We start from the raw sequence: 24,194 nt of genomic DNA on the forward strand, positions 1-24,194 counted from the left end.
TCTGACGTTCTTTTTATTTCTTTGTTTTCACGCGTGGTAGTATTTTCGAAAGAGGCACCGATCGTTCAATTTTCCAAGTTGATTCATCATCCGGCTCGTAGTTTTCTAAGAAACGGATAACTTCTTTTGTAATAGGGGTTGGTGTAGAAGCGCCAGCAGTAATGGCAACGGTATTTACGCCTTGCAGCCACTCCAGCTTGAGCTCACTTAGGTCACCAATACGGTAAGCCTGCGTTCCAGCAATCTCCATCGACACTTGTGCCAGACGATTGGAGTTATTACTTTTTGGGTCGCCGACAACAATGGTAAGATCGGCTTGGCCAGCTTGCTGAGATACAGCTTCCTGACGTACTTGTGTCGCAAGACAAATTTCTTGGTGGTACTCGACGTGAGGATATTTCTCTTTTATGAGCTCCATCAGATCGTGGACATCCCACTGAGACATCGTCGTCTGATTGGTGATAAGCAATTTATCTGATGTTAAATCTAGCGCCTCAATGTCCGCTTCTGATTCGACAAGATGCACCTTGTCAGGGGCTACTCCGACAGCTCCCTCTGGCTCAGGATGACCTTTTTTTCCGATATAAATAATGTCATACCCAACGGCTGTTTTCTCTGAAATGAGTTCATGTGTTTTCGTTACATCGGGACAGGTTGCATCAATGGCGACAAGACCTTTTTCTTCTGCAATTTGACGAACCTCAGGTGAAACGCCGTGAGCAGTGAAAATAACTGTTCCGCTTTCAACCTGCTTTAAAATGTCCAAGCGGTTTGGTCCGTCCAGTGTGTAGATCCCATCTTCTTCGAAGGCATCTGTCACGTGCTTGTTGTGCACAATCATACCTAATATATAAATTGGGCGTGGCAAGTTTTTATCAAGTGCGGCATTTTTAGCAATGACCATTGCATCTACAACGCCATAGCAATAGCCACGCGGCGAAATTTTAATTACATTCATTTATTCGTCCTCCTGTAGGGAAGTGCTGCTAGAGAAGAACAATATAAAAAGCCGTGAAAAAACGGCTTTTTATCATTCTCTAGCTTCCATTATAGCCAAAGTAAGCGTATATATCAAAGATTGTTATACGCAGGGGACACTTCGCCGTTAAAAGATCACTAGACATATAGTTTTGGAACAGAGCTGCCAGGTCTTTTTTTCGGTTTTGCTTCAGGAGCAGGTAATGTGTGAGGAGCTGCTTTTTTGACGAGGATGTCCTCTGGTTCTTCGTTTTCTTCTATTTCATCATCTCCTGATGCAACTTCTTTTTGCACTTCTGTTTCCTCGCCAATTTCTTTAGGTTCTTCATCTGTACTTGTTTCATCATCATCTGCACTGCCAAGCTGGCTGTACAGCTTAATCATCGCAGGCAAATTTCTGACTAAAGGACCGTATTGCTGAATCATTGGCGTAAATTGCTGCGCCATTCCGAGCACCTTTTGAACATTTCCCAACATGCTTGAAAGGGTTGCAGGATTTGCGAAGCTCTGGATTCCTTGTAATCCCGCACCACCTCCAGAAACCCCTGCTCCCCCTGCGCCAGGAAGAAATTTAGCGAGCATGCCTTTCATTCCTGCTCCGCCGCCTAGTGCACGGCTTTCGCCTCCTGGAATTCCGCCCATTCCGCGTACACCGCCTCCCTGTACAGACGGGGAGCGAGGCATCATTTGCTGAAATTGATTGCCTTGCCCTTGAAAAGGCTGTTCGATAGGAGCCTGCTGCCTCCTTTGAAAAATTCCGGGCTGTCCGCCATTTCCAAGATGCCGGCGTGAGGGACGGTGCGGCTGAAAATCGCCCATAGGCCTTTGCCCTAACATACTTGTACCTCCCTTACTGCATTCTCTTTCTCTTCATAGGTTATGCAAGGAAGCATCAATTGGTTTCCTGTAAGAAAAGCGGACATGGTTTTTTTGCTGAAAATCAGCTATAATGAGGAGATGAGCAAAAAGGCATTGCCTTAAGGAGTGAAAACATGAACGAAACAAAATTTACGACATATGAATTAAAGTCTTTTATTATAGATGCTATTCATGAACTGGGCTTTTATGAGCCAACTGATATTCAAAAAAGAATCATCCCTGCTGTGTTAAAAGGAGAAAGCGTGATTGGTCAATCACAAACAGGAACAGGAAAAACCCACGCGTACTTATTGCCGCTTATTCATTCAATTGATCCAAGCAAAGAGCAAGTACAAGTTGTGATTACTGCACCTACAAGAGAATTAGCCAATCAAATTTTCAAAGAAGCCCAAACAATCTTAAAGAAGGCCTCTCCAGAAGAAGAGATTAAAGCAAAGCTTTACATTGGCGGAACGGACAAGCAGAAATCCATTCAAAAGCTAAAAAACCAGCCGCATTTGGTTGTCGGCACACCTGGACGTATTGCTGACCTCATTCATGAGCAGGCGCTGAACGTTTACAAAGCGACATCTCTTGTCATTGATGAAGCGGATTTAATGCTGGATATGGGATTTTTAGAAGATGTGGACCGTATTGGTTCACAAATGCCAGAACAGCTGCAAATGCTTGTGTTCTCAGCAACGATTCCAGAAAAACTAAAGCCGTTCCTGAAAAAATATATGGACAATCCTAAATATGCCCATGTTGAACCAAAACGAATTACAGCTGAAAACATTCAGCATATTTTAGTCCCATCTAAACAGCGAGACAAGCTAAAATTGCTCCATGAAATGGTGACGAATGTACAGCCTTATTTAGGCATCATTTTTGCTAATACAAAAACAACCGTTGATGAAATCGCATCATTCCTACAAGAAAAAGGAATGAAAGTTGGAGTGCTTCATGGCGGATTAACGCCGCGCGAACGTAAAAAAGTGATGAAACAAATTGATGATTTAGAGTTCACTTATATTGTGGCATCTGATCTTGCAGCCCGCGGAATTGATATTAAAGGCGTCAGCCATGTGATCAACTATGAACTTCCATCTGATCTTGATTTTTATGTTCACCGTGTTGGCAGAACAGCTCGAGCTGGTTCATCTGGAATTGCGATGACTATTTATGAGCTTGCTGATGAGGATGCACTCATTCAAATCGAGAAAATGGGCGTTGTATTTGAAAACAAAACCATTGTTCATGGCGAATGGCGAGATGCAGATGACCGCTTGAAACGTCAAAGACGTAAAAAAGCACCTAATGAAATTGAGGAAAAAGCAAAGCGTCTTGTGAGAAAACCGAAAGCCGTCAAACCTGGATATAAAAAGAAAATGACACGTGAGATGGACAAAATCAAAAGACAGGAACGTAGAAAGTCAAAGCGTAATGGAAAGTAGGGGGAAACATTGTTGAAGATTGGTTCACATGTATCCATGAGCGGAAAACATATGCTTCTTGCAGCGAGTCAAGAAGCTGCCTCTTATGGTTCGAATACGTTTATGATTTATACTGGTGCACCGCAAAATACGCGCCGTAAAAAAATTGAAGATCTCAATATTGAAGCTGGACAAGCACATATGAAAGAGCATGGTATGACAGATATCGTCGTACATGCACCGTATATTATTAATATTGGGAACACCGTCAATCCAGCGACGTTTGAGCTTGGTGTCGACTTCCTTCGCTCTGAGATTGAACGTACAGAAGCGCTAGGTGCGAGGCAGATTGTTCTCCACCCAGGTGCACATGTCGGAGCAGGACCAGAAGCAGGAATCCAAAAAATCATCGAAGGTTTAAACGAAGTCATCGTAAAAGGGCAAAAGGTTCAAATTGCACTTGAAACAATGGCTGGCAAAGGATCAGAGTGCGGAAGAAGCTTTGAAGAGCTTGCCCAAATTATCGACGGAGTGACACATAACGAAGCACTTTCTGTCTGCTTTGATACGTGTCACACACACGATGCTGGTTATCCGATCGTGACTGACTTTGATGGGGTGTTAGAAGAATTTGATCGAATCGTCGGTATTGACCGAATCAAGGTTCTTCATATTAATGACAGTAAAAACGTACAAGGCGCAAGAAAAGACCGACATGAAAATATCGGCTTTGGTGAAATTGGCTTCGATGCACTGAACAATATTGTGCATCATCCGCAGCTTCAAGATGTGCCCAAAATCTTAGAAACGCCTTATGTAGGTGAAGATAAAAAGAACAAAAAGCCACCTTACAAATTCGAAATTGCGATGCTAAAAGAAAAGCAATTTGACGAAGGCTTACTAGATAAAATTAAAGATCAGTAAAAAGCATACAACATCATGAGGTGCCGCTAAATGCGGCCCTTTTTTGCTTAACTTGTAAACTGATTAAACAGATCATTGACAGTCTGAGCTGTCTGTTTAGATGTAATCGCTTCTACTTGCTTAAGAAGCCGGCTACGCTCTGCATCATTAAAAATATTGACGTTTTTCCCATTCATGAGTTTGGCCACCTCAGCAGCTTGATTTGACGTTAAACTGACACCATACTGCTTCGCATACCTTAACAGATCATTTGCTGTGATCTGATTGAGCCGTTGCAGGACAATTTTTTGAATTAAAATCAATTCCATTCCTCCCCTCTGTAACAATGTATGGGCGAAAACGGAAAATGTGCAAAAAATTTTATTTTACCCTGTGAAATGATAAAATAGTAAAGTGAATAAAATGTTCATTGAAAATTTAAGATGTGTAGAGGGGAGACCGTATGGCAAATAGTAAACAGCATAGAAAGGAATCAGTGCCTCATTTTATATTTAGAATTTTCCTAATTCTAGTAGGAGCTACATGCGCAGCAGTCAGCATTGAATTATTTTTAGTGCCAAACAATATTATCGATGGAGGCATCATCGGCATTTCGCTTATTTTGGATTATCTCTTTACAGATAACCCATTCATCAATTTTGCGACGATTGTTGTCATTTTGAATATTCCATTTATGATATCAGGATACAAACATATTGGGAAAACCTTTCTGGTTTCCACAGTAATTGGGATTGTCAGCTTAGCCGTGATTGAATCTTCACTTCATCATGTAGAGGCATTTACAAATCAGCCGATCTTAGCCACTGTATTTGGCGGGCTATTACTTGGTTTTGGTGTTGGACTTGTCATTCGTAATGGAGGTTCAATGGATGGAACAGAGATCTTAGGCATTCTGCTAACGAAAAAAATTCCATTCTCCGTCGGTGAGTTTGTCATGATCGTCAATGTGTTCATTTTTATTTGGGCAGGCTTTGTCTTCGGACCAGAGCAGGCTATGTATTCTGTTATGACATATTATTTGGCAATGAAAACAATTGATGCTGTCATTCAAGGGCTTGATGAAACAAAAGCTGTCATTATCGTGTCAGATTATTATGATGAGATTTCAGATGCGATTCTTCATCGACTTGGCAGGGGAACGACAAAGCTGAGAGGGAAAGGCGGTTATACAGATGAAGAAAAAGATGTCATCTACGCCGTTGTCACAAGACTTGAAATCACAAAGCTAAAATCCATTGTATTTGAAATTGATAGTCAAGCATTTATTACGATTATGGATACGCATGAAACAAAAGGCGGTAAGTTCAAAACAGCCATTCATTAGCTTTTATTTTACTTTTTAATCTTTCTTTTATATAATGAAATGTATGTATTGACAGAGAAAATGGCAAAAGCCATTTTCTTTTTGTTGTATAAATCGTAATCATTCTTTTTATATTGATTAAAGGTGGAAAGATCCATGGCAAAGCCAATTATTGAAATGAAGGACATTTCGTACTCGTATGGACAGCGAAATGTCATAGATCACATTCATTTAACAGTAGAGGAAGGGAACTTTCTAGCACTTGTTGGACCGAATGGATCTGGTAAAACAACCTTATTAAAATGCCTGCTTGGGCTCATTAAACCTCAGCAAGGTGAATTAAAACTATTTGGTACGCCTGCTTCAAAATTTAGAGACTGGGATCAAATTGGATTTGTTTCTCAAAAGGCGAATAGTTTTAATACAGGTTTCCCTGCTTCTGTTTACGAGGTCGTCGCAAGTGGATTGACGGCGAAAATAGGTTTATTCAAACGAATGAGCAAGCAGGACAAGTGGCAAGTTGAGGATGCCATTCGTTCAGTTGGGATACAAGATTTAAAGCACCAAAACATTGGGGAACTTTCAGGTGGTCAGCAGCAGCGTACCTTTATTGCCCGTGCGCTCGTCAGTCAGCCAAAGCTGCTTATTTTAGATGAACCAACGGTTGGGGTAGACCAGCGGACAGTGGAGGGCTTTTATCAGCTGCTCGAAACATTGAACAAAGAAAAAGGAATGTCTTTAATTCTCGTCACACACGACGTTGGCACCGTTTCTGATAAAGTCACCCATGTGGCTTGTTTAAATCAGACACTTCATTTCCACGGAGATGCAGCAACGTTTGATTCAATGGATGATCAGGCGTTATCTCAATTTTACGGACATGACATTCAAGTGATTCATCACGATCATCACCATCATGGGGGACATGAATAATGCTATTTCCATTTTTTCATTATGAATTTTTACAAAATGCGTTTATCGCAGGAATGCTGATCGGTTTTATTGCGCCCTTGCTTGGTGTATTTATCGTCGTGAGAAGGCTCTCGCTGATTGCAGATGCCCTCAGTCACGTATCACTTGCGGGTATTGCAGCAAGTTTATTCCTTGATAAAAAGTTTGGCCTTTTGACAGGGGTGAGCCCGCTGTACTTAGGGATGGCGTTTTCTGTTGCCGGTTCGTTATTTATTGAACGCCTGCGTTCCGTGTATAAGCATTATCAGGAACTTGCGATACCTATTATTTTATCAGGCGGTATCGGGATTTCCGTCATCTTCATTTCACTAGCGAATGGCTTTAATACAGATTTGTTTAGTTATTTGTTCGGAAGTGTCAGTGCGGTGTCGAGATTAGATCTTTGGATTGTTGTTGGGATCTCACTCGTTGTTGTGTTAGTTGTCGTGCTTTTATATAAAGAATTATTTTTACTTTCTTTTGATGAAGAGCATGCAAAGGCTTCTGGTATTTCAGCGAAATGGATTCATTTTATTTTTATCTTAGTTGTCGCACTTGTCATTGCGGCATCGATGCGTATCGTAGGTACACTACTTGTCTCTGCGCTCATGACACTTCCTGTTGCGGCAAGTATCCGCATTGCCAAAGGGTTCAAACAGGCAATCTTCCTTTCGATCTTGTTCGGTGAATTGTCTGTATTGGCGGGATTGATCTTAAGCTATTATTTAGATTTAGCGCCAGGCGGAACCATTGTGATGCTGTCCATTTTGATTTTAATCGGATGTATTTTTATTGGAAAATTCAAAAGGGGGAATCATCATGAACGTACAAGAAGCGCTTGATTTATTAAAGGAAAAAGGCTACAAGTATACAAGCAAACGTGAAGACATGCTTCAACTGTTTTCTGATTCTGATAAATATTTGACTGCTAAAAATGTGCTGACGGCACTAAGTGAAGACTACCCGGGTCTTAGCTTTGATACGATTTATCGAAACCTGTCGCTATATGAAGACTTAGGCATATTAGAAACAACGGAATTGTCAGGGGAGAAGCTTTTTCGTTTTAAATGCTCTTTTTCTCATCACCACCATCATTTTATTTGTCTAACATGCGGTAAAACAAAGGAGATCGATGCCTGCCCTATGGACAAGTTAGACGCCGATCTAGAGGATTATCACATTAGCGGACATAAATTCGAAATATACGGAACGTGTCCTTCCTGCGAACCGAAGGAAGTTCACTCATAGACTCATAAAAAAGCCAGCCGCAGAGCTGGCTTTTTCTTTTGTCTTTTTGAAAACGTTTTACAAAGGGCGGCTGTTTCATTAAAATGAGAACAAGGTACTGAAGCAATTTGCGTCTTTTGGAGTAAAGGGAGGGGTCAAAAGTGGCTTATTATGTCGTGTTCGATGTAGGCGGGACGAGAACAAAACATGGATTAATGGATCAGGATGGGGAGATTGTCACGAGCGGTGACTATGAAACGAACTGCCGGCAGCTTGAACCGTTTTTAGAAGCGATGGCGGATGTGGTCAAGCAATATCAGAGAACGTCGGATGTTAGCGGAATCGCGATTAGTCTTCCAGGCTTTGTGGACAGTGAAACAGGTTATACAGAATTTGCAGGTGCCATCATCGCCTTAAATAGTCAAAATATAAAAACACTTTTAGAAGCGAAAACATTTCTTCGTGTTGAAGTCGAAAATGATGCGAACTGTGCAGCTCTTGCAGAAAAATATAGTGGCCATGCGAAAGAGTGTGACAGCTTTATTTGTATGACGCTTGGCACAGGTGTTGGCGGTGGTATTTTCGCTGGCGGTCAGCTTGTGCGAGGGGCTTCCTTTCGCGGCGGTGAATTTGGCATGATGCTGACAGAGACAGAAAATGGACAATTTACAACACTTAACAGCAGTGCTTCAACGGCTGGTTTAATTCGCAGCTATAAAGAAAAGCAAGGAATTCCGCAAAGTACTCAAATAGACGGTCAAGACATTTTTGAAAAGGCAAAGCATGATCCGTCCATTGAAAAGCTAGTGGATCAGTGGTACAAGCGAATCGCCATTGGCATTTACAATGTAGCAACTGTCCTTAATCCAGAGAAAATCCTCATTGGCGGCGGCGTAAGTGCAAGACAGGATTTGCTGTCAAACATTGAGAAACATTTACATACACTGCATGCGTGGAAGAACATTCAGGTGAAGCTGGAAACGTGCTACTACTTGAATCAGGCAGGCATGAAGGGAGCACTGTACCATTTTCTCATGAAAGAAGGTCAGCTTGTTCCATCCAAAAAGCCGATACATTAAGCGTATCGGTTTCAGCATGTAGACAAACCCTCGCACTCGCCCGCAGTCCTGCGCGCTGGTGCTCACGAATGTCAAATTCGCTCCGCAAAAGTAGCCGTCCTTCCTAGACTTCAAAGGTTTTCTATCACGCTGAAAAGAAGACAAAGGGCTAAAATAAAGATCATTTTAGCCCTTTGTCAATAATCTGAGCCGATACATTTGAGTATCGGCTTTTCTACATTAATAAGCAGTTTCCAAACGCTGCTCGTATTGTTTGATCCATTGAGATGCTTCCTGCCAGTTGTTGACGCGTATAATCCTGTCGTCAATGGGCATTTGATTATATGGGGAGTTAAAAAGAATAACTGGGATGTCAGCCTCTTTTGCAATCATTGTGGCATTCCCATGATGATCCTCGAAAAACACATCAATCTTGTGCTTTTGAACAGCTTCGAGCTTATGATGACCGCCAACCAGCTCAATGTCATCATAGTGCACGTGATGTTTGTGAAACCACTCGTAGGTGATATCCGCATGATGCTGCCTTCTCGCTGTAATATAGATTAGCCTATGTTGATGTTTCATTTGATCAAGAATCTCTTTTGCGTCCTTAGCAGGCTTTGCCTGTTTATATATAATAGGCTCATGCTGATTCATCCAGCCCCAAAACTCTTCTTGAGAAATATTTAAAAGCTTCGTCAAATCATATTCTGTCATATCATCTAGTGTCATGGCACGTTGGAACGACTCATTTAAATAGGGAACAAAGGTGTCCTGCGCCGTCACTGTGCCATCTATATCAATTCCTAAACGTAACATGCCCACACTCCTCATTTTTATACTCTTAAAGTGTAACATAATCAATTCACAATTCCAGCAAGTTTTAGCAAACATGAAACAGACATTTTTGCTCATACTAAAAAAGCTCCTTTCTATTAACCAAAAGGGGGAATTGATCATGGAAAGAGACGAAGATTTCAGAAGAAATGATCGTGAAATCGACACACACTTTAGTAATGATGATGGCTATCTAGAGGAAACAGCTGCTGAAATTGCAGAGCCATATCAGGCTTCAAGAGATCGAGTAGACAGACGAGAACGTGACCAAGTAGGTGACGATTCAGGCAGTAAGGGGATAGGCTATACAGCACTCGCGATTGCGATTATCTCGTTATTTGTCTTGCCGGTGCTATTAGGAGTAGCGGCAATCGTCGTTGGTTATATTGCAAGAAGAAAAGGAGCACATGCGCTTGGCGCATGGTCAATCGGGATCGGAATTGTTTCCGTCATCCTTGGCATATTTATCACCCCGTTCTTTTAACAAGAACAGAAAAACGCCTGACAGTGACGTCAGGCGTTTTTTGTTATGCGTTGGCTTTTGCTTTTTCAGCTTCCATTTTTGCATAATGCTCTTCAGCAATTTTATCGATTTCTTTTTTCAGTTCTTCAACCATTGTTTCTTCTGGCACTTTACGAACAATTTCACCTTTGCGGAACAATAGGCCTTCGCCTCTAGCTCCGGCAATTCCGATATCAGCTTCACGCGCTTCACCTGGACCGTTTACAGCACAGCCAAGAACAGCTACTTTAATCGGTGCTTTAATCGTGGAGATATATTCTTCGACTTCATTTGCAATGCTAATGAGGTCAATTTCAATTCGTCCACAAGTTGGGCAAGAGATCAGTGTGGCTGCATTTGCTGCAAGACCAAATGATTTCAACAGTTCACGTGCTACTTTTACTTCCTCAACTGGATCAGCACTTAATGAAATGCGGAGTGTATTCCCAATCCCCATATTCAAGATAGCGCCGAGACCAGCTGCACTTTTAACCGTCCCTGCAAATAATGTACCTGATTCTGTAATTCCAAGGTGAAGAGGGTAGTCAAATGCTTTTGCTGCTTTTTCGTACGCCTCAATCGCTAGGTTGACATCAGATGCTTTCATGCTGACGATGATATCATGAAAATCTAGATCTTCTAGAATTTTAATGTGGTGCAGTGCACTTTCGACCATACCATCTGCTGTTGGGTAGCCGTATTTATCAAGAATTTTTTTCTCTAATGAACCAGCGTTTACCCCAATACGGATTGGAATGCCTTTTTCTTTTGCTGCTTTTACAACCGCTTCGACTTTTTCTCGTCTTCCGATGTTTCCTGGGTTGATTCGAATTTTGTCTGCACCTGCTTCAATCGCTTTCAGTGCAAGCTTGTAGTCAAAATGAATATCGACAACAAGCGGGATGTTGATTTGTTTTTTTATGTCTGCAATCGCATTTGCTGCACGCTCGTCTGGGCATGCGACACGCACGATTTGACAGCCTGCTTCTTCAAGACGCTTAATTTCAGCTACTGTCGCTTCGACATCATGTGTTTTGGTTGTTGCCATACTTTGAATGACAACCTCATTATTTCCACCTATAGTTAAAGGTCCCACTTTGACGGGACGCGTTTTAGTACGATGTGTGACTTCACTCACTTGTCAATCGCTCCTTAGTGTACAAGCAATCATTTGCCATGTACGTCTTGTTTTACAGTTCATATTGTAACAGTCTCTCTGTATGAATGACAAGGAATTAACGTTTTATCTCTTATATACCGGAAACTTATATGTGCTGCCTGCCCGAATTTCGTTTGCTTTGACGCCTTGATTCAGCTCTTCAAAATCCTCAATGACTTCATCAAGTGGCTTGCTTGTATGGACGATAGAGACGACAGTTTCACCTTGTTTCACTGTGACCTTCTTATATGCTTTTTTCTCAGGTGTTTGAAAGGCATTTGCAGGGACAGCTGGACCTTCTTCAACGGGAATGGTGCCATTTTTTAAATCAAAAAAGATAATAAAGAGGACAAACAAACTGATTAGCAAAAAAATAATACGCCGCATTTCACTCACCGCTTTTAAGAGTTTACTTCAGTCTATGCATGTCCCGAAATGATAGAACCAACATGAGGAGAAAAGCTGGAAAGGGAGGTTCTAGTTAGTTCTAGTGAGTCTTGTATTGAATTTACGCTCGGTGGTGCTTTTTCAAGCTTCTATCACGATTATGATAAAATAAAAGCAGGGGGGAGAGTTTATGAAGAAAATAAGTCAGCATATATATATGAGAACGCTAACAGAAAATGATGCACAATCACTACTCGCACTTGAACTTGAGAATCGCTCATATTTTCAGCAATTTACACCTTTGGTCAAAGATGATTTTTTCACGTTATCTCGTCAAATTGAACGAATTCAGCGCAGTGTGGAAAGATGCGCACGGGATGAAGCCTACATGCACGGTATTTTCTTAAATGAAACAGATGCCTTAATTGGGACAATCTCATTAAGTTCTGTCGTAAGAGGCCCGGTAGAAGGAGCTTGGCTAGGGTATGTACTTGATGAAAAGCATGGCGGGAAAGGGTATATGACAGAGGCCATTCGTTTAATCATCGATTATGCCTTTGATGAGCTGCACCTGCATCGTATTGAAGCTGGAGTAAAGCCGAGTAATATAGGTTCCATTCGTGTGCTTGAAAAGACAGGTTTTGAAAATGAGGGACTCAATCGTAAAAAAGTAAAGATTAATGGCGTGTGGGAGGATCATTATTTGTTTGCGATCATTCATCCGGATGAATCATAGAGCACGCACATACATAAAAAGCTCCTCCAAGTTGGGGGAGCTTTCATATACTAAATTAATTTTTGACAAGTGGTTTATGTTTAGCGGGTATTTCCTTTACGACAAGGTATAAGAAGATAAAGTTAATGACCCAATTTAATAAAAATGAATTCGCAACAGGCGTGTTTAATGCACTCATGATGGCGAAAAAGACTGTTGTTAATGTGAGTGAGTAAGCAGAGAGCTTCCATAGCATTTGGAAGGACAGCTCTTTTTGCTGCATGCGTTTAATAAATGTACCAAGCATCGCAAGGAAAGTTGCGCTAATGAACATGAGAGCTGCAGTTGATAGATATAGCAGCACACAGATGACTGGGATAATAATCGCTTGATTCTGATTTGTGACGCGGGCAAGTTCGTCTTTTGTCAGCGTCCCACCAAGCAGCTGATACGGGATATCTGTCATTTGACCATCAATGGCAATCACAGCTTTTTCTTTTAATAATGCGATGGCTGTTTGCTTTGATTCAAGCTCACTTGCTTTTATTTTTTCAGCAGGATCAAAAATGATCGTAATGCCGTTTTCTTCTTTTTCTATCGGTTCACTTTGATCCGCTTGAAGCTTTCCTTTTTCGATTGAGAAATCAGGTAAATCTTTTTTGATCACATGCTGAAATCCTGACATCGCATTCGAGATCTCTTGACTCATATGATAACCCTGAGGAACTGCTGCGATGATCGAAAGGATAAAAATGAATAAAATCGCTTTGCCAATCCCTGTAAACCGTGCTTTAGCAATATCTTTTGGTGAATAAATGCCTTTTAACAATAGTTTAAATACGTTCAATCAATTCACTTCCTACATTCTTTTCTATTTCTCATATTGTATCAATGTCTATCTAACAAGTACAAGTATGGCCTTCATTGCTGGTTAAGATAGAGGGAATGAGGCATAATGTATACAGCAAATAAAAAGGAGGCGGCTGTGACTTGGACGTGCTATATTGGATTCTGATCATTTGTGCATTTATCATTGCATTTGTTGGACTTGTTTATCCCATTATCCCTAGCGTGGTTTTTATGGTTCTCGGATTTATTCTATATGGTTTCTTTTTCAGCTTCGAGCCGCTGACACTGACGTTTTGGCTCATTCAAGCCGTATTTACCGCAGTATTATTTGCGGCAGATTATGTCTCAAATCTGATTGGGGTCAAGCGTTTTGGCGGCAGCCGTGCAGCTATTTGGGGAAGCACCATTGGGTTATTAGTCGGTCCTTTTGTGATTCCGATTGCAGGAATTATCATTGGTCCATTTATCGGAAGTGTTATAGCAGAGCTCCTTGTTCATCAAAAAGATGTGAAGACAAGTGTGAAAGTAGGATTAGGCTCGTTAATCGGATTTATATCAGGTGTATTTGCCAAAGGATTGATTCAAGCGCTGATGCTGGGCATCTTTTTATTTTATGTCCTTCGATAAATAGAAAAAGGGCGTTTAAAACTCTTTCTAAAGGGCTAAATACAAAATAAACACTGAAATGTTTCAGATCATGAGCAATAACATTGAAACAAGCCAATTCTTTTGATACTCTTTGAGTAGGGTGAATTGCTTGCTTACGACCTAAGGAAGCATTTCAGTACATACATTTCTAAGGAGGAATTTAACCATGGCTTTTAAACTTCCAGAATTACCATATGCTTACGATGCATTAGAACCACATATCGACAAGGAAACAATGACGATTCACCACACAAAACATCACAACACATACGTAACAAACTTAAACAAAGCAATCGAAGGTGTATCAGCTCTTGAAGATCAATCAATCGAAGAGCTAGTGGCTAACCTAAACTCTGTACCAGAAAACATCCGTACAGCTGTACGTAACAATGGCGGAGGACATGCTAACCACTCATTATTCTGGACGCTTCTTTCACCAAACGGTGGCGGCGCACCAACTGGTGAACTTGCAGATGCAATCGAAAAAGAATTAGGCGGATTTGAAAAATTCAAATCTGATTTCGCTGCAGCAGCTGCAGGACGCTTTGGTTCTGGTTGGGCATGGCTTGTTGTGAACAATGGCAAACTTGAAATCACAAGCACGCCAAACCAAGATTCTCCTTTAACTGAAGGAAAAACACCAATTCTAGGACTTGACGTTTGGGAGCATGCTTACTACCTAAACTACCAAAACCGTCGTCCTGATTACATTTCAGCTTTCTGGAATGTTGTGAACTGGGATGAAGTGGCTCGCCTTTACAGCGAAGCTAAATAAATCATTTGATTTGAAAAGACCTGCTCTTTAGAGAAGCAGGTCTTTTTATATTTTCCCTCCTTTTTTTACATATCTGCCTTTTGATGAGACAGACTATTGTGTAGAAAAGGAGAATGAAATATATGAGCAGATTAAAGAAAATGTTCGGGGACATGGATGTTACAAGAGATTTAATGCTCCTCCTCACGATTGGCGGATTATATGCACTTGCCATTGCGCTTTCAAATACGTTTGTAAACGTGTATTTATGGAAACAGTCTGGGAAATTCACCGATCTTGCGATTTACAATCTGGCTATTGTTGTGCTTCAGCCCATTACATTTTTATTCGCAGGCCGGCTTGCTAAAAAAATAGACCGGGCGTTTGTCCTTCGTTTCGGTGTGATCTTCTTAGCCGCTTTTTACTTAATTGTCTTAATAGCAGGAGAGCACGCGGCTGCGCGGCTTGTTTTATTAGGGAGTGTCCTTGGGATCGGCTATGGTTTTTATTGGCTTGCTTTTAACGTACTTACCTTTGAGATCACCGAGCCTGAAACAAGAGATTTCTTTAATGGATTTCTAGGAGTCCTCACCTCTACAGCTGGCATGATCGGTCCACTGATCGCGGGTATTGTCATTTCTCAATTAACAGATGATACGGGCTATACAGTGATTTTTACTTTATCGCTAATTTTGTTTTCATTAGCGGTTGTGATGAGTTTTTTCCTTAAGAGAAGGCAGTCAAAAGGAAAATTTATCATCAAGCAAATATGGAAAGAACGCCATGCCGACGAGAATTGGCGTAAGATTACAACAGCTCACTTTTTTCAAGGGCTTCGTGAAGGGGTCTTTGTCTTCTTAATCAGTGTCTTTGTGTTTATCGCAACAAACAGTGAACTTGCTCTTGGGACATTTGGTTTGGTGAACTCAGGTGTTGCCTTTTTCGCTTATTTCTTCGCTACTCGTTTGATTAAGAAAAAATGGCGTAAGAAAGCCATTATGCTTGGCGGGCTGATTTTATACGGTGCCTTGTTCTTAATCGTCTTTCACTTGTCCTATGTATCACTTCTCATGTATGCGGTAGCCATCGCGATAGGATATCCGCTTCTGCTTGTTCCATATGTATCCTTAACATACGATGTCATCGGTCATGCAAGGTATGCAAGGAAAGCCCGAATTGAATATATTGTGGTCAGAGAGCTGTTTTTAAATGCTGGCCGTATTTGTTCCATTGTGTTGTTTCTTCTGTCTGTCACTTTACTTGGTGATGAGCTCGGGATACCTGCATCTCTTGTTGTGCTTGGAGCGGGACATACCCTCATTTATTTCTTTGTAAAAGATATTCATTTGAAAGAAAAAATGGCTGATATGAAAGAGGCAGACGGTCAAAAGCCAGTTTCTCAGACGAACCTTATTAAAGGAGAAAGGTAAAATTTCTTACCAATGGAACATCAAATTTCTAGATAAATAATAGAAAAACCGCTAAAATGATGATGGCACCTTTTATACACAAAAAGGGGTGCCATTTCTTTCTTGATAGAAAAGGTGATGTGATGAGAAACAAGAAAAACAAAAAAGACGCGAAGGAAGGGCGCAAAACACTTCCAATCCGGCTGAATTTACTATTTTTAGCTGCGTTTATTATTTTTACTGGTGTTGTTGTAAGACTCGGATTTGTACAAATTGTCAATGGAGAAGATTATAAAAAGCAGGCAGAAAAACAAGAGGATGTAAATGTCAGCTCAGCTGCTCCGCGCGGGAAAATTTACGATCGAAACTATAATACGATTGTCAGCAATAAAGCGCTAAATGCCATTACATATACGAGAACCTCGACGACTTCACAAGAAGAGCGGCTCAAAGTGGCTACAAAATTAGCGGATATGATTCATGTGAGTACGAAAAAAATCACAGATCGTGACAAAAAAGATTTCTGGATCTTAACGCATCCGAACGAAGCGAAAAAGCTTGTTCAAAAGGAATCGGAATTAAAGGGTGACGATAAGATCGCTGATGATAAATTATATGAGCTTCAGCTGAAACGCATCACGGACAAGGAATTAAATCAACTGACGAAAAAAGACTTACAAGTGCTTGCGATTAAAAGACAAATGGATGCAGGCTATGCACTTACGCCTCAATTCATTAAAAATGATGATGTGAAGCCAAGCGAAATTGCTTACGTCTCTGAGCATTTGGACGAGCTGCCAGGTGTGGATGTGACAACAGACTGGTCACGCAGCTATCCGTATAAAGGACTGCTTCGCAGTATGCTCGGCAGTGTGTCCTCAAGTGATGAAGGACTTCCGCAGTCACTTCTTGAACATTATTTATCGCTCGGCTACAGCCGAAATGACCGTGTAGGAAAAAGCTATCTAGAATATCAATATGAAGATGTCCTGCAAGGCCAAAAGGAAAAAGAGCAGAGTACAACTGATAAAGAGGGCAATGTGACAAGCTCTAAAGTGCTAACAGAAGGAAAGAGCGGGAAAGACCTTGTGCTCACCATTGATATTCAGCTGCAAAAAGCGGTTGAAAAAATCATTGAAAAGAACTTGAGAAGTGCGAAACAAAGAGGCGGGACAGAGCTTCTTGATCGTGCGTTTGTTGTCATGATGGACCCGAGAAATGGAGAAGTTCTCTCCGTTTCGGGGAAACAGATTTCAAACAAAAACGGAAAATACAAATTTGATGACTATGCATTAGGAACAATGACATCATCCTATGCGATGGGCTCAGCCGTAAAAGGGGCCACTGTACTGACAGGCTATAAAACAGGCGTGATTCACATTGGAAGTACCCAGTACGATGAACCGCTATATATCGCGCAGTCACCGCCTAAGAAATCCTATCAAAATATGGGACTCATTAATGATTTAACAGCACTCGAGCGTTCATCTAACGTGTATATGTTTAAAACAGCGATTGCCGTTGGAAAAGGGGAGTATCGTAAGAACCAGCCGCTCCCAATCGATCCGAAAGCTTTTGATACATTCCGTTATAATTTTAGTAAATTTGGTCTTGGTGTCAAAACAGGGATTGACCTGCCAAACGAAGCGACAGGCTACCGGGGAACGTCTACACAATCTGGTCTCCTGCTTGACTATGCAATTGGACAGTATGATACGTTTACACCGCTGCAAATGGCGCAATACGTTTCAACGGTTGCCAATGGCGGATATCGTTTACGTCCGCAGCTTGTGAAAGAAGTGAGAGAGCCAGATCCGCAGCGCGGCATTGGTGCTGTAACAGAATCCGTCAAACCAGACGTATTGAATAAACTAGACATGACAAGTGATGAGATCAAGCGTGTTCAGCAAGGGTTCAAGCTTGTCATGCAGAACCCAAGAGGGACAGCCTACTCGAACTTTGGCAACAAAAAGTATAACCCAGCTGGCAAAACAGGAACCGCTCAATCATTCTATGACGGCCCAATTAAAAGCAAGCGCGGCACACCGACGTATAATACAACTCTTGTTGCGTATGCGCCTGCTGATAATCCAGAAGTGGCCATTTCCGTCGTTGTACCATGGGTGTATCAAGACTACAATCAGCGCTATCCAATTACAAATGATATCGGTGAACAAGTATTAGACAAATACTTTGAGCTAAAATCAAAACAGGAAAGCAATGATACTCAAGCGAAGAACAAAAATAAAATTGAAAATGAAGCAGAAACAAATGACTAGACCTTTTCTAGGTAAAAACGCTCACTTTTTGTGGGCGTTTTTTTACGTTTTCTTCAAAATTTTCGAGGTGAATTGACAAAATACATAAAAAACATCGCAAGATCTCTACAAAACTTCGACATTTACAAAACCTTAACATTCCATTTAAACGAAATTAATAAAGAACCTTTAATGTATTACTCGTAGGACAAATTATTCAGGGGGTATTCTTGAAATGAAAAAGAACAAATTATGGCTGCTTACTTTCCTTACTATCGCATTGTTAGCATTCGTCACAGCATGCGGAAACAGCAGCTCAAGCGGAGATTCAAAAGACAGTAAAGGAAATGCTTCAAACAAAGATGAGGTATCAGGTTCCATTACCATCTCAGGATCATCTGCGATGCAGCCTTTAGTTCTTGCGGCAGCAGAAAAATTCATGGATAAACATCCAAAAGCCGATATTCAAGTACAAGCCGGCGGTTCAGGAACAGGACTTTCTCAAGTGTCAGAAGGATCTGTACAAATTGGTAACTCAGATGTATTCGCAGAAGAGAAAGACGGAATCGACGCAAAAGCTTTAACAGACCACAAAGTAGCAGTTGTTGGAATGGCCGCAGCTGTAAACCCTGAAGTGGGTGTCAAAGACATCACAAAGGACGAATTGAAAAAAATCTTCACTGGTAAAATCAAAAACTGGAAAGAGCTTGGCGGGAAAGACCAAAAAATCACTCTTGTGAACAGACCTGACTCTTCAGGAACTCGTGCAACATTTGTGAAATATGCACTTGATGGTGCAACACCTGCAGAAGGAATCACAGAAGATTCTTCAAACACAGTGAAAAAACTGATTGCAGAAACACCAGGTGCGATTGGATACCTAGCATTCTCTTATTTAACAGATGACAAAATTACACCGCTTAGCATTGATGGTGTGAAACCGGAAGAAAGCAATGTAGAAAGCGGTAAATATACAATTTGGGCATACGAGCATTCTTATACAAAAGGTGAGCCAGATGGTCTAGCAAAACAATTCTTAGATTACCTCATGAGTGATGAAGTACAAAAAGAAATCGTCAAAGACCAAGGCTACATCTCAGTTTCTAATATGAAAGTAGAAAGAGACGCAACAGGCAAACAAACAGATAAGTAAGAGGTCTTGAATTGCTGATGAAGGAAAAGTGGAGCTTTTCACTTTTCCTTTTATGACATTCATAGGAGTGTAGAAAAAGATGAAGCAGATAGAACATACAGAAGCGAGCGATCGACTGATCAGCTCGAAGAAAAATAGGCAAATGGATGAAGTAAGAGGAAGTATTTTGGTGAGATTCTGCGCATTCTTAATGATTGCTGTATCAATCGCCATTACCATCTTCCTTGGCATTAAGGGTTTACAATCTTTCATTGTAAATGGTGTAAGCCCAATTGAGTTCTTAACCAGTATCAATTGGAACCCAACAGCAGAAAACCCGCAGTACGGCGCATTTCCTTTTATCTTCGGATCAATCGCCGTCACGCTCCTATCGGCACTCATTGCAGCGCCGCTAGGCATCGCAGGCGCAATCTTTATGACAGAAATTGCACCTGCTTGGGGACGTAAAATCCTCCAGCCAGTCATTGAATTGCTTGTAGGGATTCCATCCGTTGTTTACGGATTCATAGGTCTTACAGTATTGGTGCCGTTTATCGGACACTTCAAGTCAAGCGGCTCAGGGCATAGCGTGCTAGCAGGAACGATTGTCCTGTCTATTATGATCCTGCCAACCGTTACATCCATTGCGACTGATGCAATGGGTTCACTACCAAAAAGTTTACGTGAGGGATCGTACGCATTAGGCGCAACAAGATGGCAAACGATTAGACGTGTGCTTGTGCCAGCAGCACTGCCAACATTAATGACAGCGGTCGTTCTTGGCATGGCTAGAGCATTTGGAGAAGCCCTTGCTGTACAGATGGTCATTGGAAACACGCGTAATTTACCAGAGAGCATTATGGATACAGCTGGTACATTAACAACCATCATTACGTTAAACATGGGTCACACAACGTATGGAAGTGTTGAGAACAATACACTTTGGTCAATGGGACTTGTCCTTCTAGTTGTATCATTTATGTTCATACTCATTATCAGATACTTGTCGTCTAGGAGGAAAATTTAATGAATAGCAAAATGACCGATCGTTTTGCCACATTTATATTTGGATTATGTGCTGCCATTATTACGGCGATTCTCGTTGGTTTGTTTTCTTATATCATTTTCAACGGTGCAAAAGAATTAAATTTCGACTTTTTGACAACCCGCTCAAGTGCGATTGGCTCTGGCGGCGGCATCAGAGATCAGCTGTTTAACTCGTTTTATATTTTGTTTATTACGATGCTGATTACAGTACCGCTTGGCGTCGGCGGCGGAGTGTATATGGCAGAGTACGCGCCTCAAAACAAAGTCACAGATTTTATTCGTACATGTATTGAAGTGCTGTCTTCACTTCCGTCTATCGTCATTGGTATGTTTGGTTTACTCATGTTTGTGAATTTAACAGGCTGGGGCTATACGATCATTGGAGGAGCTCTTGCGCTCACTGTGTTTAACCTGCCGGTGATGGTCAGGGTGACAGAAGATGCGCTGCGCTCTGTACCGAAGGATCAAAAGGAAGCATCACTAGCGCTTGGTGTAACGAAGTGGCACACAGTCAAAACGGTCCTTATTCCAGGTGCGCTTCCGTCTATTATCACTGGTGCGATTTTAGCATCAGGAAGAGTCTTTGGTGAGGCGGCTGCTCTTCTTTTTACAGCAGGTCTCTCCACACCGCGCCTTGATTTCACAAACTGGAGTCCTTTTTCTGATACGTCACCGCTGAATGTGTTTAGACCGGCAGAAACATTAGCCGTTCATATATGGAACGTCAATACACAAGGAATCATTCCAGATGCAGAAGCCATTGCAAATGGTGCATCAGCTGTACTCGTGCTTTCAGTCTTATTGTTCAATTTAGCAGCTAGATGGCTTGGTTCATTTATTCATAAAAAGCTTACGTCAAAATAATGTGAGAGAGGTGTGAAGGGGATATGGTTCAAATGCTAGCAGAAAAAAAAGAGATTGCAGCGAAAAAGGCTCCACTTCAAGCGGAACAGATTTTACAGGTGCAGGATTTAAGCATTTATTATGGTGAAAAAAAAGCGGTCAATCACATTTCATTCGAGATTGAGAAGAATGCAATCACCGCATTAATCGGTCCATCCGGCTGCGGGAAGTCTACCTTTTTACGCAGTATTAACCGCATGAACGACTTAATTCCAGGTGCGAGAAGTGAAGGGGCGATCATGTACGAAGGATTAAATATTTTGGATGACCGTATTAATGTGGTGAATTTAAGAAGAGAAATCGGCATGGTCTTCCAAAAACCAAATCCATTTCCTAAATCGATCTACAATAACATCACCCATGCGTTAAAGTATGCTGGGGAAAAAAGAAAATCTGTGCTTGATGATGCGGTTGAGGAAAGCTTAACAAAGGCGGCTCTATGGGATGAGGTCAAAGATCGTCTGCACCGATCTGCTTTGTCATTGTCAGGCGGTCAGCAGCAGCGCCTTTGTATTGCACGTACACTTGCGATGAAACCTAGTGTCTTGTTATTAGATGAACCGGCTTCTGCCCTAGACCCCATCTCAAATGCGAAAATTGAAGAGCTATTAGGCGAATTAAAAAATGATTATTCAATCGTCATTGTGACACACAACATGCAGCAAGCGCTCCGTGTATCAGATCGTACGGCCTTTTTCTTAAACGGAGATCTAGTAGAATATGATGCCACAGAACGTATCTTTACACGTCCTGCGCAGCAAAAAACAGAAGACTATATCAATGGTCGATTTGGATAAGGCGGGTGGATTTGATGAATGCAGTAGCAACTAAAGCAGCAAAAAAAGAAGTGTTTCGTGTGAATGATATGAATCTTTGGTATGGACAGCATCATGCATTGAAGCATATTGACTTAGCGATTAGAGAGCATGAAGTCACAGCGATTATCGGCCCGTCCGGCTGCGGGAAGTCAACGTTTATTAAAACGTTAAATCTTATGGTCAAAACAGTGCCAGGTGTGAAAATCACCGGGGATATGATGTATAAAGATGACAACATTTTAAAAGGCCGTGTTGATTTAGTGGAGCTGCGTAAAAATGTCGGCATGGTGTTTCAAAAAGGGAATCCATTCCCTCAGTCTATCTTTGATAATGTCGTTTACGGACCAAGAATTCACGGAGTAAAGAGCAAGCAGCAATTGAAAGAAATCGCGGAAAAAGCGCTTCGAGATGTTGCCCTATGGGATGAAGTGAAAGATCGATTAAGTGCTCCCGCTCTAGGCCTTTCTGGCGGTCAGCAGCAGCGTCTTTGTATCGCAAGAGCCATTGCTACAAGCCCAGACATCTTATTAATGGATGAACCAACATCAGCGCTTGATCCTGTCTCAACATTAAAGATTGAAGAATTGATTATGAAATTGAAAGAGAAATATACGATTGCCATTGTGACGCATAATATGCAGCAAGCGGCTCGGGTATCAGACCGAACGGCCTTCTTCTTAATGGGGGAGCTTGTTGAGGTCAATGATACGAATGTGATGTTTTCTGAGCCAAACGATCAAAGAACGAATGATTATATATCTGGTCGATTTGGATAAGAAAACCCCCCTGAAGGTCAGTGCCGTCAGGGGGGTTTTGTTGTTATTTTGTTAAGGCTTTGACAATCTGTTTGAACGTCATTCCTGTTTTTAAATTGAACTTGCCTGCACGAATTTCTTTATGGTAGCCGGCGTCAATTACGTAATCATTAAAGTCTTTAGACGAGTTGATAATGCCGTCCTTTTCAAGCATGTCTGAAACATCACTTGTACTCATACCGTTTTTAATCACAAATTTGATCGATTTGCCTTTAGGCTTGTCCTCTTTTTGTTGGTCACTCTTAGAATCTCCGTCTTCATTTGCCTTCAGCGCTTTTTCCTTATAGTCAAGAAGCTGCTGGTACGTTTCGCGGCTGACAGTGACTTCTTTTTTGGAGTCTAAATAGTTTTTCACGTCAGTGTCTGTTACTTTCTGTGCGAGGGTTTCTTTTGTTGTTGTATCAGCTGCTGCCTCGTCTTTCCCAGTGAGGAAAAAGACAATCGCAAGAACCCCAGTTGCAAGAATCATACCTGCTGCAAACGTTTGGATGCTTTTTTTCGTCATACAAGCACCCTCTCGTTGTCTTTAATGATCATGTTGACATCTTCTACAGATACATGCTCAGCGCGCGCAATGGCCTCAGGAGACATGCCATTTTGATGTTTTGAAATGATCTGTCTTGCGATGGATGGATCAATTTCTGAATGCTTGCGAACGACGATGTTTGTTTCAAGTAATTCTTCTTCAAGCACTTTCATTTTCTTTTTCAGTTTATAGATTTCTTGCATTGCAGATAGTTGAAGTGTTTCAAGTTCCTGCTCGACTTCTTTAATCGGCTCTCTTTGAAAATATGAGAATGCGATCAGTACAATACTGACAACAAGCAATCCGATAATTGCAATTTCCATGTTTCATCACCTTTTATTCATATTTTAATGCTGAAAGCCATAAAAGGCTTCCAAGATTGTTTCAGACAGTTTTCGACCCTTCTTTTTTATACCATAAAAAAGCTAGTTTCAAAAGGAATTGCTGAAGAAAATCACCTTTTTTTCATCTTTTTTCTTTTTATATGTAAAACGGGTATGAAAACCTTGCTTCGCTGTTAAAATAAATGAAAGCGGCGGGGAGAAAAGGGGGGTCTCATGTATACAGTACGACAAAGGATCAGGTTTTATAGGGGAGCAGACGAATTTTTAATACATAAGCATGCGATATGTAAGTGAATGCACTCAAATTGAAATTGGTGAAAAAACATTCTAGCATTCCTAAGCTAGAAGTGGTATTATAG

Annotated in this window: 27 protein-coding genes; 18 read left to right on the plus strand and 9 right to left on the minus strand. The window is 41.3% G+C overall.

All coding sequences use genetic code 11. The annotated features are described in order from the left end of the window. Window positions 1-13: 13 nt before the first annotated feature. Both MHI11_RS07170 and vrrA read right to left on the minus strand, forming a co-directional pair. Window positions 14-958 carry a 4-hydroxy-3-methylbut-2-enyl diphosphate reductase gene (locus tag MHI11_RS07170; protein WP_044139403.1) on the minus strand — a complete coding sequence of 315 codons (945 nt, stop codon included), beginning with the start codon at window positions 956-958 and terminating at the stop codon, window positions 14-16. 158 nt (window positions 959-1,116) lie between these two features. Beyond that, window positions 1,117-1,815, minus strand: a complete 699-nt coding sequence (vrrA, locus tag MHI11_RS07175) for a VrrA/YqfQ family protein (protein ID WP_340960768.1) — start codon at window positions 1,813-1,815, stop codon at window positions 1,117-1,119. 155 nt (window positions 1,816-1,970) lie between these two features. Between vrrA and MHI11_RS07180 the strand changes: the two genes are divergently transcribed. Together MHI11_RS07180 and MHI11_RS07185 are read left to right on the plus strand one after the other, a co-directional pair. Beyond that, complete coding sequence (locus tag MHI11_RS07180) at window positions 1,971-3,290, plus strand: DEAD/DEAH box helicase (protein ID WP_065098411.1); 1,320 nt, start codon at window positions 1,971-1,973, stop codon at window positions 3,288-3,290. Between the two features lie 9 nt (window positions 3,291-3,299). Next, the gene (locus MHI11_RS07185; RefSeq protein ID WP_044139400.1) at window positions 3,300-4,193 is read left to right on the plus strand and encodes a deoxyribonuclease IV; all 894 of its coding nucleotides are present in this window, start codon (window positions 3,300-3,302) and stop codon (window positions 4,191-4,193) included. Window positions 4,194-4,240: 47 nt separating this feature from the next. On the opposite strand, the gene MHI11_RS07190 is transcribed toward MHI11_RS07185, so the two are convergent. Continuing rightward, window positions 4,241-4,495 carry a DUF2624 domain-containing protein gene (locus tag MHI11_RS07190; protein WP_044139399.1) on the minus strand — a complete coding sequence of 85 codons (255 nt, stop codon included), beginning with the start codon at window positions 4,493-4,495 and terminating at the stop codon, window positions 4,241-4,243. Window positions 4,496-4,635: 140 nt separating this feature from the next. On the opposite strand from MHI11_RS07190, the gene MHI11_RS07195 reads away from it, so the two are divergent. The 5 genes from MHI11_RS07195 to MHI11_RS07215 all read left to right on the plus strand — a co-directional run bounded on the left by MHI11_RS07195 (window position 4,636) and on the right by MHI11_RS07215 (window position 8,753). Then, window positions 4,636-5,517 (plus strand): YitT family protein, encoded by an 882-nt coding sequence (locus MHI11_RS07195; RefSeq protein WP_003217308.1) that lies wholly within the window; start codon window positions 4,636-4,638, stop codon window positions 5,515-5,517. A gap of 135 nt (window positions 5,518-5,652) precedes the next feature. Next, on the plus strand, window positions 5,653-6,429 hold the full coding sequence (locus tag MHI11_RS07200) for a metal ABC transporter ATP-binding protein (protein ID WP_044139398.1): 777 nt from the start codon (window positions 5,653-5,655) through the stop codon (window positions 6,427-6,429). Beyond that, window positions 6,429-7,289: a metal ABC transporter permease gene (locus MHI11_RS07205; protein WP_003217436.1), complete on the plus strand. Its 861-nt coding sequence runs from the start codon at window positions 6,429-6,431 to the stop codon at window positions 7,287-7,289. Before MHI11_RS07200 ends, MHI11_RS07205 begins: the two co-directional genes overlap by 1 nt. Then, window positions 7,267-7,695: a Fur family transcriptional regulator gene (locus MHI11_RS07210; protein ID WP_003217433.1), complete on the plus strand. Its 429-nt coding sequence runs from the start codon at window positions 7,267-7,269 to the stop codon at window positions 7,693-7,695. The genes MHI11_RS07205 and MHI11_RS07210 overlap by 23 nt, the downstream gene beginning before the upstream one ends. 140 nt (window positions 7,696-7,835) lie before the next feature. Beyond that, window positions 7,836-8,753, plus strand: coding sequence for an ROK family protein (locus tag MHI11_RS07215; RefSeq protein ID WP_268507955.1), 918 nt, complete (start codon window positions 7,836-7,838; stop codon window positions 8,751-8,753). 219 nt (window positions 8,754-8,972) lie between these two features. On the opposite strand, the gene MHI11_RS07220 is transcribed toward MHI11_RS07215, so the two are convergent. After that, window positions 8,973-9,551, minus strand: coding sequence for a 5' nucleotidase, NT5C type (locus tag MHI11_RS07220; RefSeq protein ID WP_044140951.1), 579 nt, complete (start codon window positions 9,549-9,551; stop codon window positions 8,973-8,975). Between the two features lie 139 nt (window positions 9,552-9,690). On the opposite strand from MHI11_RS07220, the gene MHI11_RS07225 reads away from it, so the two are divergent. After that, window positions 9,691-10,053 (plus strand): DUF308 domain-containing protein, encoded by a 363-nt coding sequence (locus tag MHI11_RS07225; protein WP_003217474.1) that lies wholly within the window; start codon window positions 9,691-9,693, stop codon window positions 10,051-10,053. A 43-nt stretch (window positions 10,054-10,096) separates the two neighbouring features. On the opposite strand, the gene ispG is transcribed toward MHI11_RS07225, so the two are convergent. Beyond that, window positions 10,097-11,209 (minus strand): flavodoxin-dependent (E)-4-hydroxy-3-methylbut-2-enyl-diphosphate synthase, encoded by a 1,113-nt coding sequence (gene ispG, locus MHI11_RS07230; protein ID WP_003217392.1) that lies wholly within the window; start codon window positions 11,207-11,209, stop codon window positions 10,097-10,099. Between the two features lie 105 nt (window positions 11,210-11,314). Beyond that, window positions 11,315-11,617, minus strand: a complete 303-nt coding sequence (locus tag MHI11_RS07235) for a hypothetical protein (protein WP_034661318.1) — start codon at window positions 11,615-11,617, stop codon at window positions 11,315-11,317. Window positions 11,618-11,807: 190 nt separating this feature from the next. On the opposite strand from MHI11_RS07235, the gene MHI11_RS07240 reads away from it, so the two are divergent. Then, a complete protein-coding gene (locus tag MHI11_RS07240; protein ID WP_044140952.1) occupies window positions 11,808-12,353 on the plus strand; it encodes a GNAT family N-acetyltransferase in 546 nt (181 codons plus the stop codon). A 55-nt stretch (window positions 12,354-12,408) separates the two neighbouring features. Here the strand turns inward: MHI11_RS07240 and MHI11_RS07245 are convergent, their stop codons facing one another. Further along, window positions 12,409-13,179 carry a DUF1189 domain-containing protein gene (locus MHI11_RS07245; RefSeq protein ID WP_003217320.1) on the minus strand — a complete coding sequence of 257 codons (771 nt, stop codon included), beginning with the start codon at window positions 13,177-13,179 and terminating at the stop codon, window positions 12,409-12,411. Between the two features lie 143 nt (window positions 13,180-13,322). Between MHI11_RS07245 and MHI11_RS07250 the strand changes: the two genes are divergently transcribed. From MHI11_RS07250 to pstB (MHI11_RS07290), 9 genes are all read left to right on the plus strand, one after another. Continuing rightward, on the plus strand, window positions 13,323-13,808 hold the full coding sequence (locus MHI11_RS07250) for a DUF456 domain-containing protein (RefSeq protein WP_003217408.1): 486 nt from the start codon (window positions 13,323-13,325) through the stop codon (window positions 13,806-13,808). Window positions 13,809-13,995: 187 nt separating this feature from the next. Beyond that, window positions 13,996-14,604, plus strand: a complete 609-nt coding sequence (gene sodA / locus MHI11_RS07255) for a superoxide dismutase SodA (RefSeq protein WP_007501264.1) — start codon at window positions 13,996-13,998, stop codon at window positions 14,602-14,604. Between the two features lie 122 nt (window positions 14,605-14,726). Beyond that, on the plus strand, window positions 14,727-16,013 hold the full coding sequence (locus MHI11_RS07260) for an MFS transporter (protein WP_044140954.1): 1,287 nt from the start codon (window positions 14,727-14,729) through the stop codon (window positions 16,011-16,013). Window positions 16,014-16,135: 122 nt separating this feature from the next. Beyond that, window positions 16,136-18,271, plus strand: coding sequence for a peptidoglycan D,D-transpeptidase FtsI family protein (locus MHI11_RS07265; RefSeq protein WP_044140955.1), 2,136 nt, complete (start codon window positions 16,136-16,138; stop codon window positions 18,269-18,271). 214 nt (window positions 18,272-18,485) lie between these two features. Next, window positions 18,486-19,403 (plus strand): phosphate ABC transporter substrate-binding protein, encoded by a 918-nt coding sequence (locus MHI11_RS07270; RefSeq protein ID WP_340960769.1) that lies wholly within the window; start codon window positions 18,486-18,488, stop codon window positions 19,401-19,403. Window positions 19,404-19,482: 79 nt separating this feature from the next. Further along, window positions 19,483-20,409 (plus strand): phosphate ABC transporter permease subunit PstC, encoded by a 927-nt coding sequence (pstC, locus tag MHI11_RS07275; protein ID WP_003217329.1) that lies wholly within the window; start codon window positions 19,483-19,485, stop codon window positions 20,407-20,409. Further along, the gene (pstA, locus tag MHI11_RS07280; protein WP_003217489.1) at window positions 20,409-21,293 is read left to right on the plus strand and encodes a phosphate ABC transporter permease PstA; all 885 of its coding nucleotides are present in this window, start codon (window positions 20,409-20,411) and stop codon (window positions 21,291-21,293) included. The genes pstC and pstA overlap by 1 nt, the downstream gene beginning before the upstream one ends. Before the next feature lie 23 nt (window positions 21,294-21,316). After that, window positions 21,317-22,129: a phosphate ABC transporter ATP-binding protein PstB gene (pstB, locus tag MHI11_RS07285; RefSeq protein ID WP_044140957.1), complete on the plus strand. Its 813-nt coding sequence runs from the start codon at window positions 21,317-21,319 to the stop codon at window positions 22,127-22,129. Window positions 22,130-22,143: 14 nt separating this feature from the next. Beyond that, window positions 22,144-22,926, plus strand: coding sequence for a phosphate ABC transporter ATP-binding protein PstB (gene pstB / locus MHI11_RS07290; protein ID WP_034620853.1), 783 nt, complete (start codon window positions 22,144-22,146; stop codon window positions 22,924-22,926). A gap of 43 nt (window positions 22,927-22,969) precedes the next feature. Here pstB (MHI11_RS07290) and MHI11_RS07295 read toward each other — a convergent pair whose 3' ends face one another. Continuing rightward, window positions 22,970-23,470: an endolytic transglycosylase MltG gene (locus MHI11_RS07295; protein ID WP_003217472.1), complete on the minus strand. Its 501-nt coding sequence runs from the start codon at window positions 23,468-23,470 to the stop codon at window positions 22,970-22,972. Further along, window positions 23,467-23,814 carry a hypothetical protein gene (locus MHI11_RS07300; protein ID WP_003217285.1) on the minus strand — a complete coding sequence of 116 codons (348 nt, stop codon included), beginning with the start codon at window positions 23,812-23,814 and terminating at the stop codon, window positions 23,467-23,469. The genes MHI11_RS07295 and MHI11_RS07300 overlap by 4 nt, the downstream gene beginning before the upstream one ends. Window positions 23,815-24,194: the final 380 nt, after the last annotated feature.

This window comes from Bacillus sp. FSL K6-3312 (assembly GCF_038007485.1).
GTDB lineage: Bacteria > Bacillota > Bacilli > Bacillales > Bacillaceae > Bacillus > Bacillus pumilus.

Coding starts and splice junctions, on each gene's coding strand:
- MHI11_RS07170 (WP_044139403.1), bottom strand. CDS start 958: ATGAATGTAATTAAAATTTCGCCGCGTGGCTATTGCTATGGCGTTGTA.
- vrrA (WP_340960768.1), bottom strand. CDS start 1,815: ATGTTAGGGCAAAGGCCTATGGGCGATTTTCAGCCGCACCGTCCCTCA.
- MHI11_RS07180 (WP_065098411.1), top strand. CDS start 1,971: ATGAACGAAACAAAATTTACGACATATGAATTAAAGTCTTTTATTATA.
- MHI11_RS07195 (WP_003217308.1), top strand. CDS start 4,636: ATGGCAAATAGTAAACAGCATAGAAAGGAATCAGTGCCTCATTTTATA.
- MHI11_RS07200 (WP_044139398.1), top strand. CDS start 5,653: ATGGCAAAGCCAATTATTGAAATGAAGGACATTTCGTACTCGTATGGA.
- MHI11_RS07205 (WP_003217436.1), top strand. CDS start 6,429: ATGCTATTTCCATTTTTTCATTATGAATTTTTACAAAATGCGTTTATC.
- MHI11_RS07210 (WP_003217433.1), top strand. CDS start 7,267: ATGAACGTACAAGAAGCGCTTGATTTATTAAAGGAAAAAGGCTACAAG.
- MHI11_RS07220 (WP_044140951.1), bottom strand. CDS start 9,551: ATGTTACGTTTAGGAATTGATATAGATGGCACAGTGACGGCGCAGGAC.
- MHI11_RS07225 (WP_003217474.1), top strand. CDS start 9,691: ATGGAAAGAGACGAAGATTTCAGAAGAAATGATCGTGAAATCGACACA.
- MHI11_RS07235 (WP_034661318.1), bottom strand. CDS start 11,617: ATGCGGCGTATTATTTTTTTGCTAATCAGTTTGTTTGTCCTCTTTATT.
- MHI11_RS07240 (WP_044140952.1), top strand. CDS start 11,808: ATGAAGAAAATAAGTCAGCATATATATATGAGAACGCTAACAGAAAAT.
- sodA (WP_007501264.1), top strand. CDS start 13,996: ATGGCTTTTAAACTTCCAGAATTACCATATGCTTACGATGCATTAGAA.
- MHI11_RS07260 (WP_044140954.1), top strand. CDS start 14,727: ATGAGCAGATTAAAGAAAATGTTCGGGGACATGGATGTTACAAGAGAT.
- MHI11_RS07265 (WP_044140955.1), top strand. CDS start 16,136: ATGAGAAACAAGAAAAACAAAAAAGACGCGAAGGAAGGGCGCAAAACA.
- MHI11_RS07270 (WP_340960769.1), top strand. CDS start 18,486: ATGAAAAAGAACAAATTATGGCTGCTTACTTTCCTTACTATCGCATTG.
- pstC (WP_003217329.1), top strand. CDS start 19,483: ATGAAGCAGATAGAACATACAGAAGCGAGCGATCGACTGATCAGCTCG.
- pstA (WP_003217489.1), top strand. CDS start 20,409: ATGAATAGCAAAATGACCGATCGTTTTGCCACATTTATATTTGGATTA.
- pstB (WP_044140957.1), top strand. CDS start 21,317: ATGGTTCAAATGCTAGCAGAAAAAAAAGAGATTGCAGCGAAAAAGGCT.
- pstB (WP_034620853.1), top strand. CDS start 22,144: ATGAATGCAGTAGCAACTAAAGCAGCAAAAAAAGAAGTGTTTCGTGTG.
- MHI11_RS07295 (WP_003217472.1), bottom strand. CDS start 23,470: ATGACGAAAAAAAGCATCCAAACGTTTGCAGCAGGTATGATTCTTGCA.
- MHI11_RS07300 (WP_003217285.1), bottom strand. CDS start 23,814: ATGGAAATTGCAATTATCGGATTGCTTGTTGTCAGTATTGTACTGATC.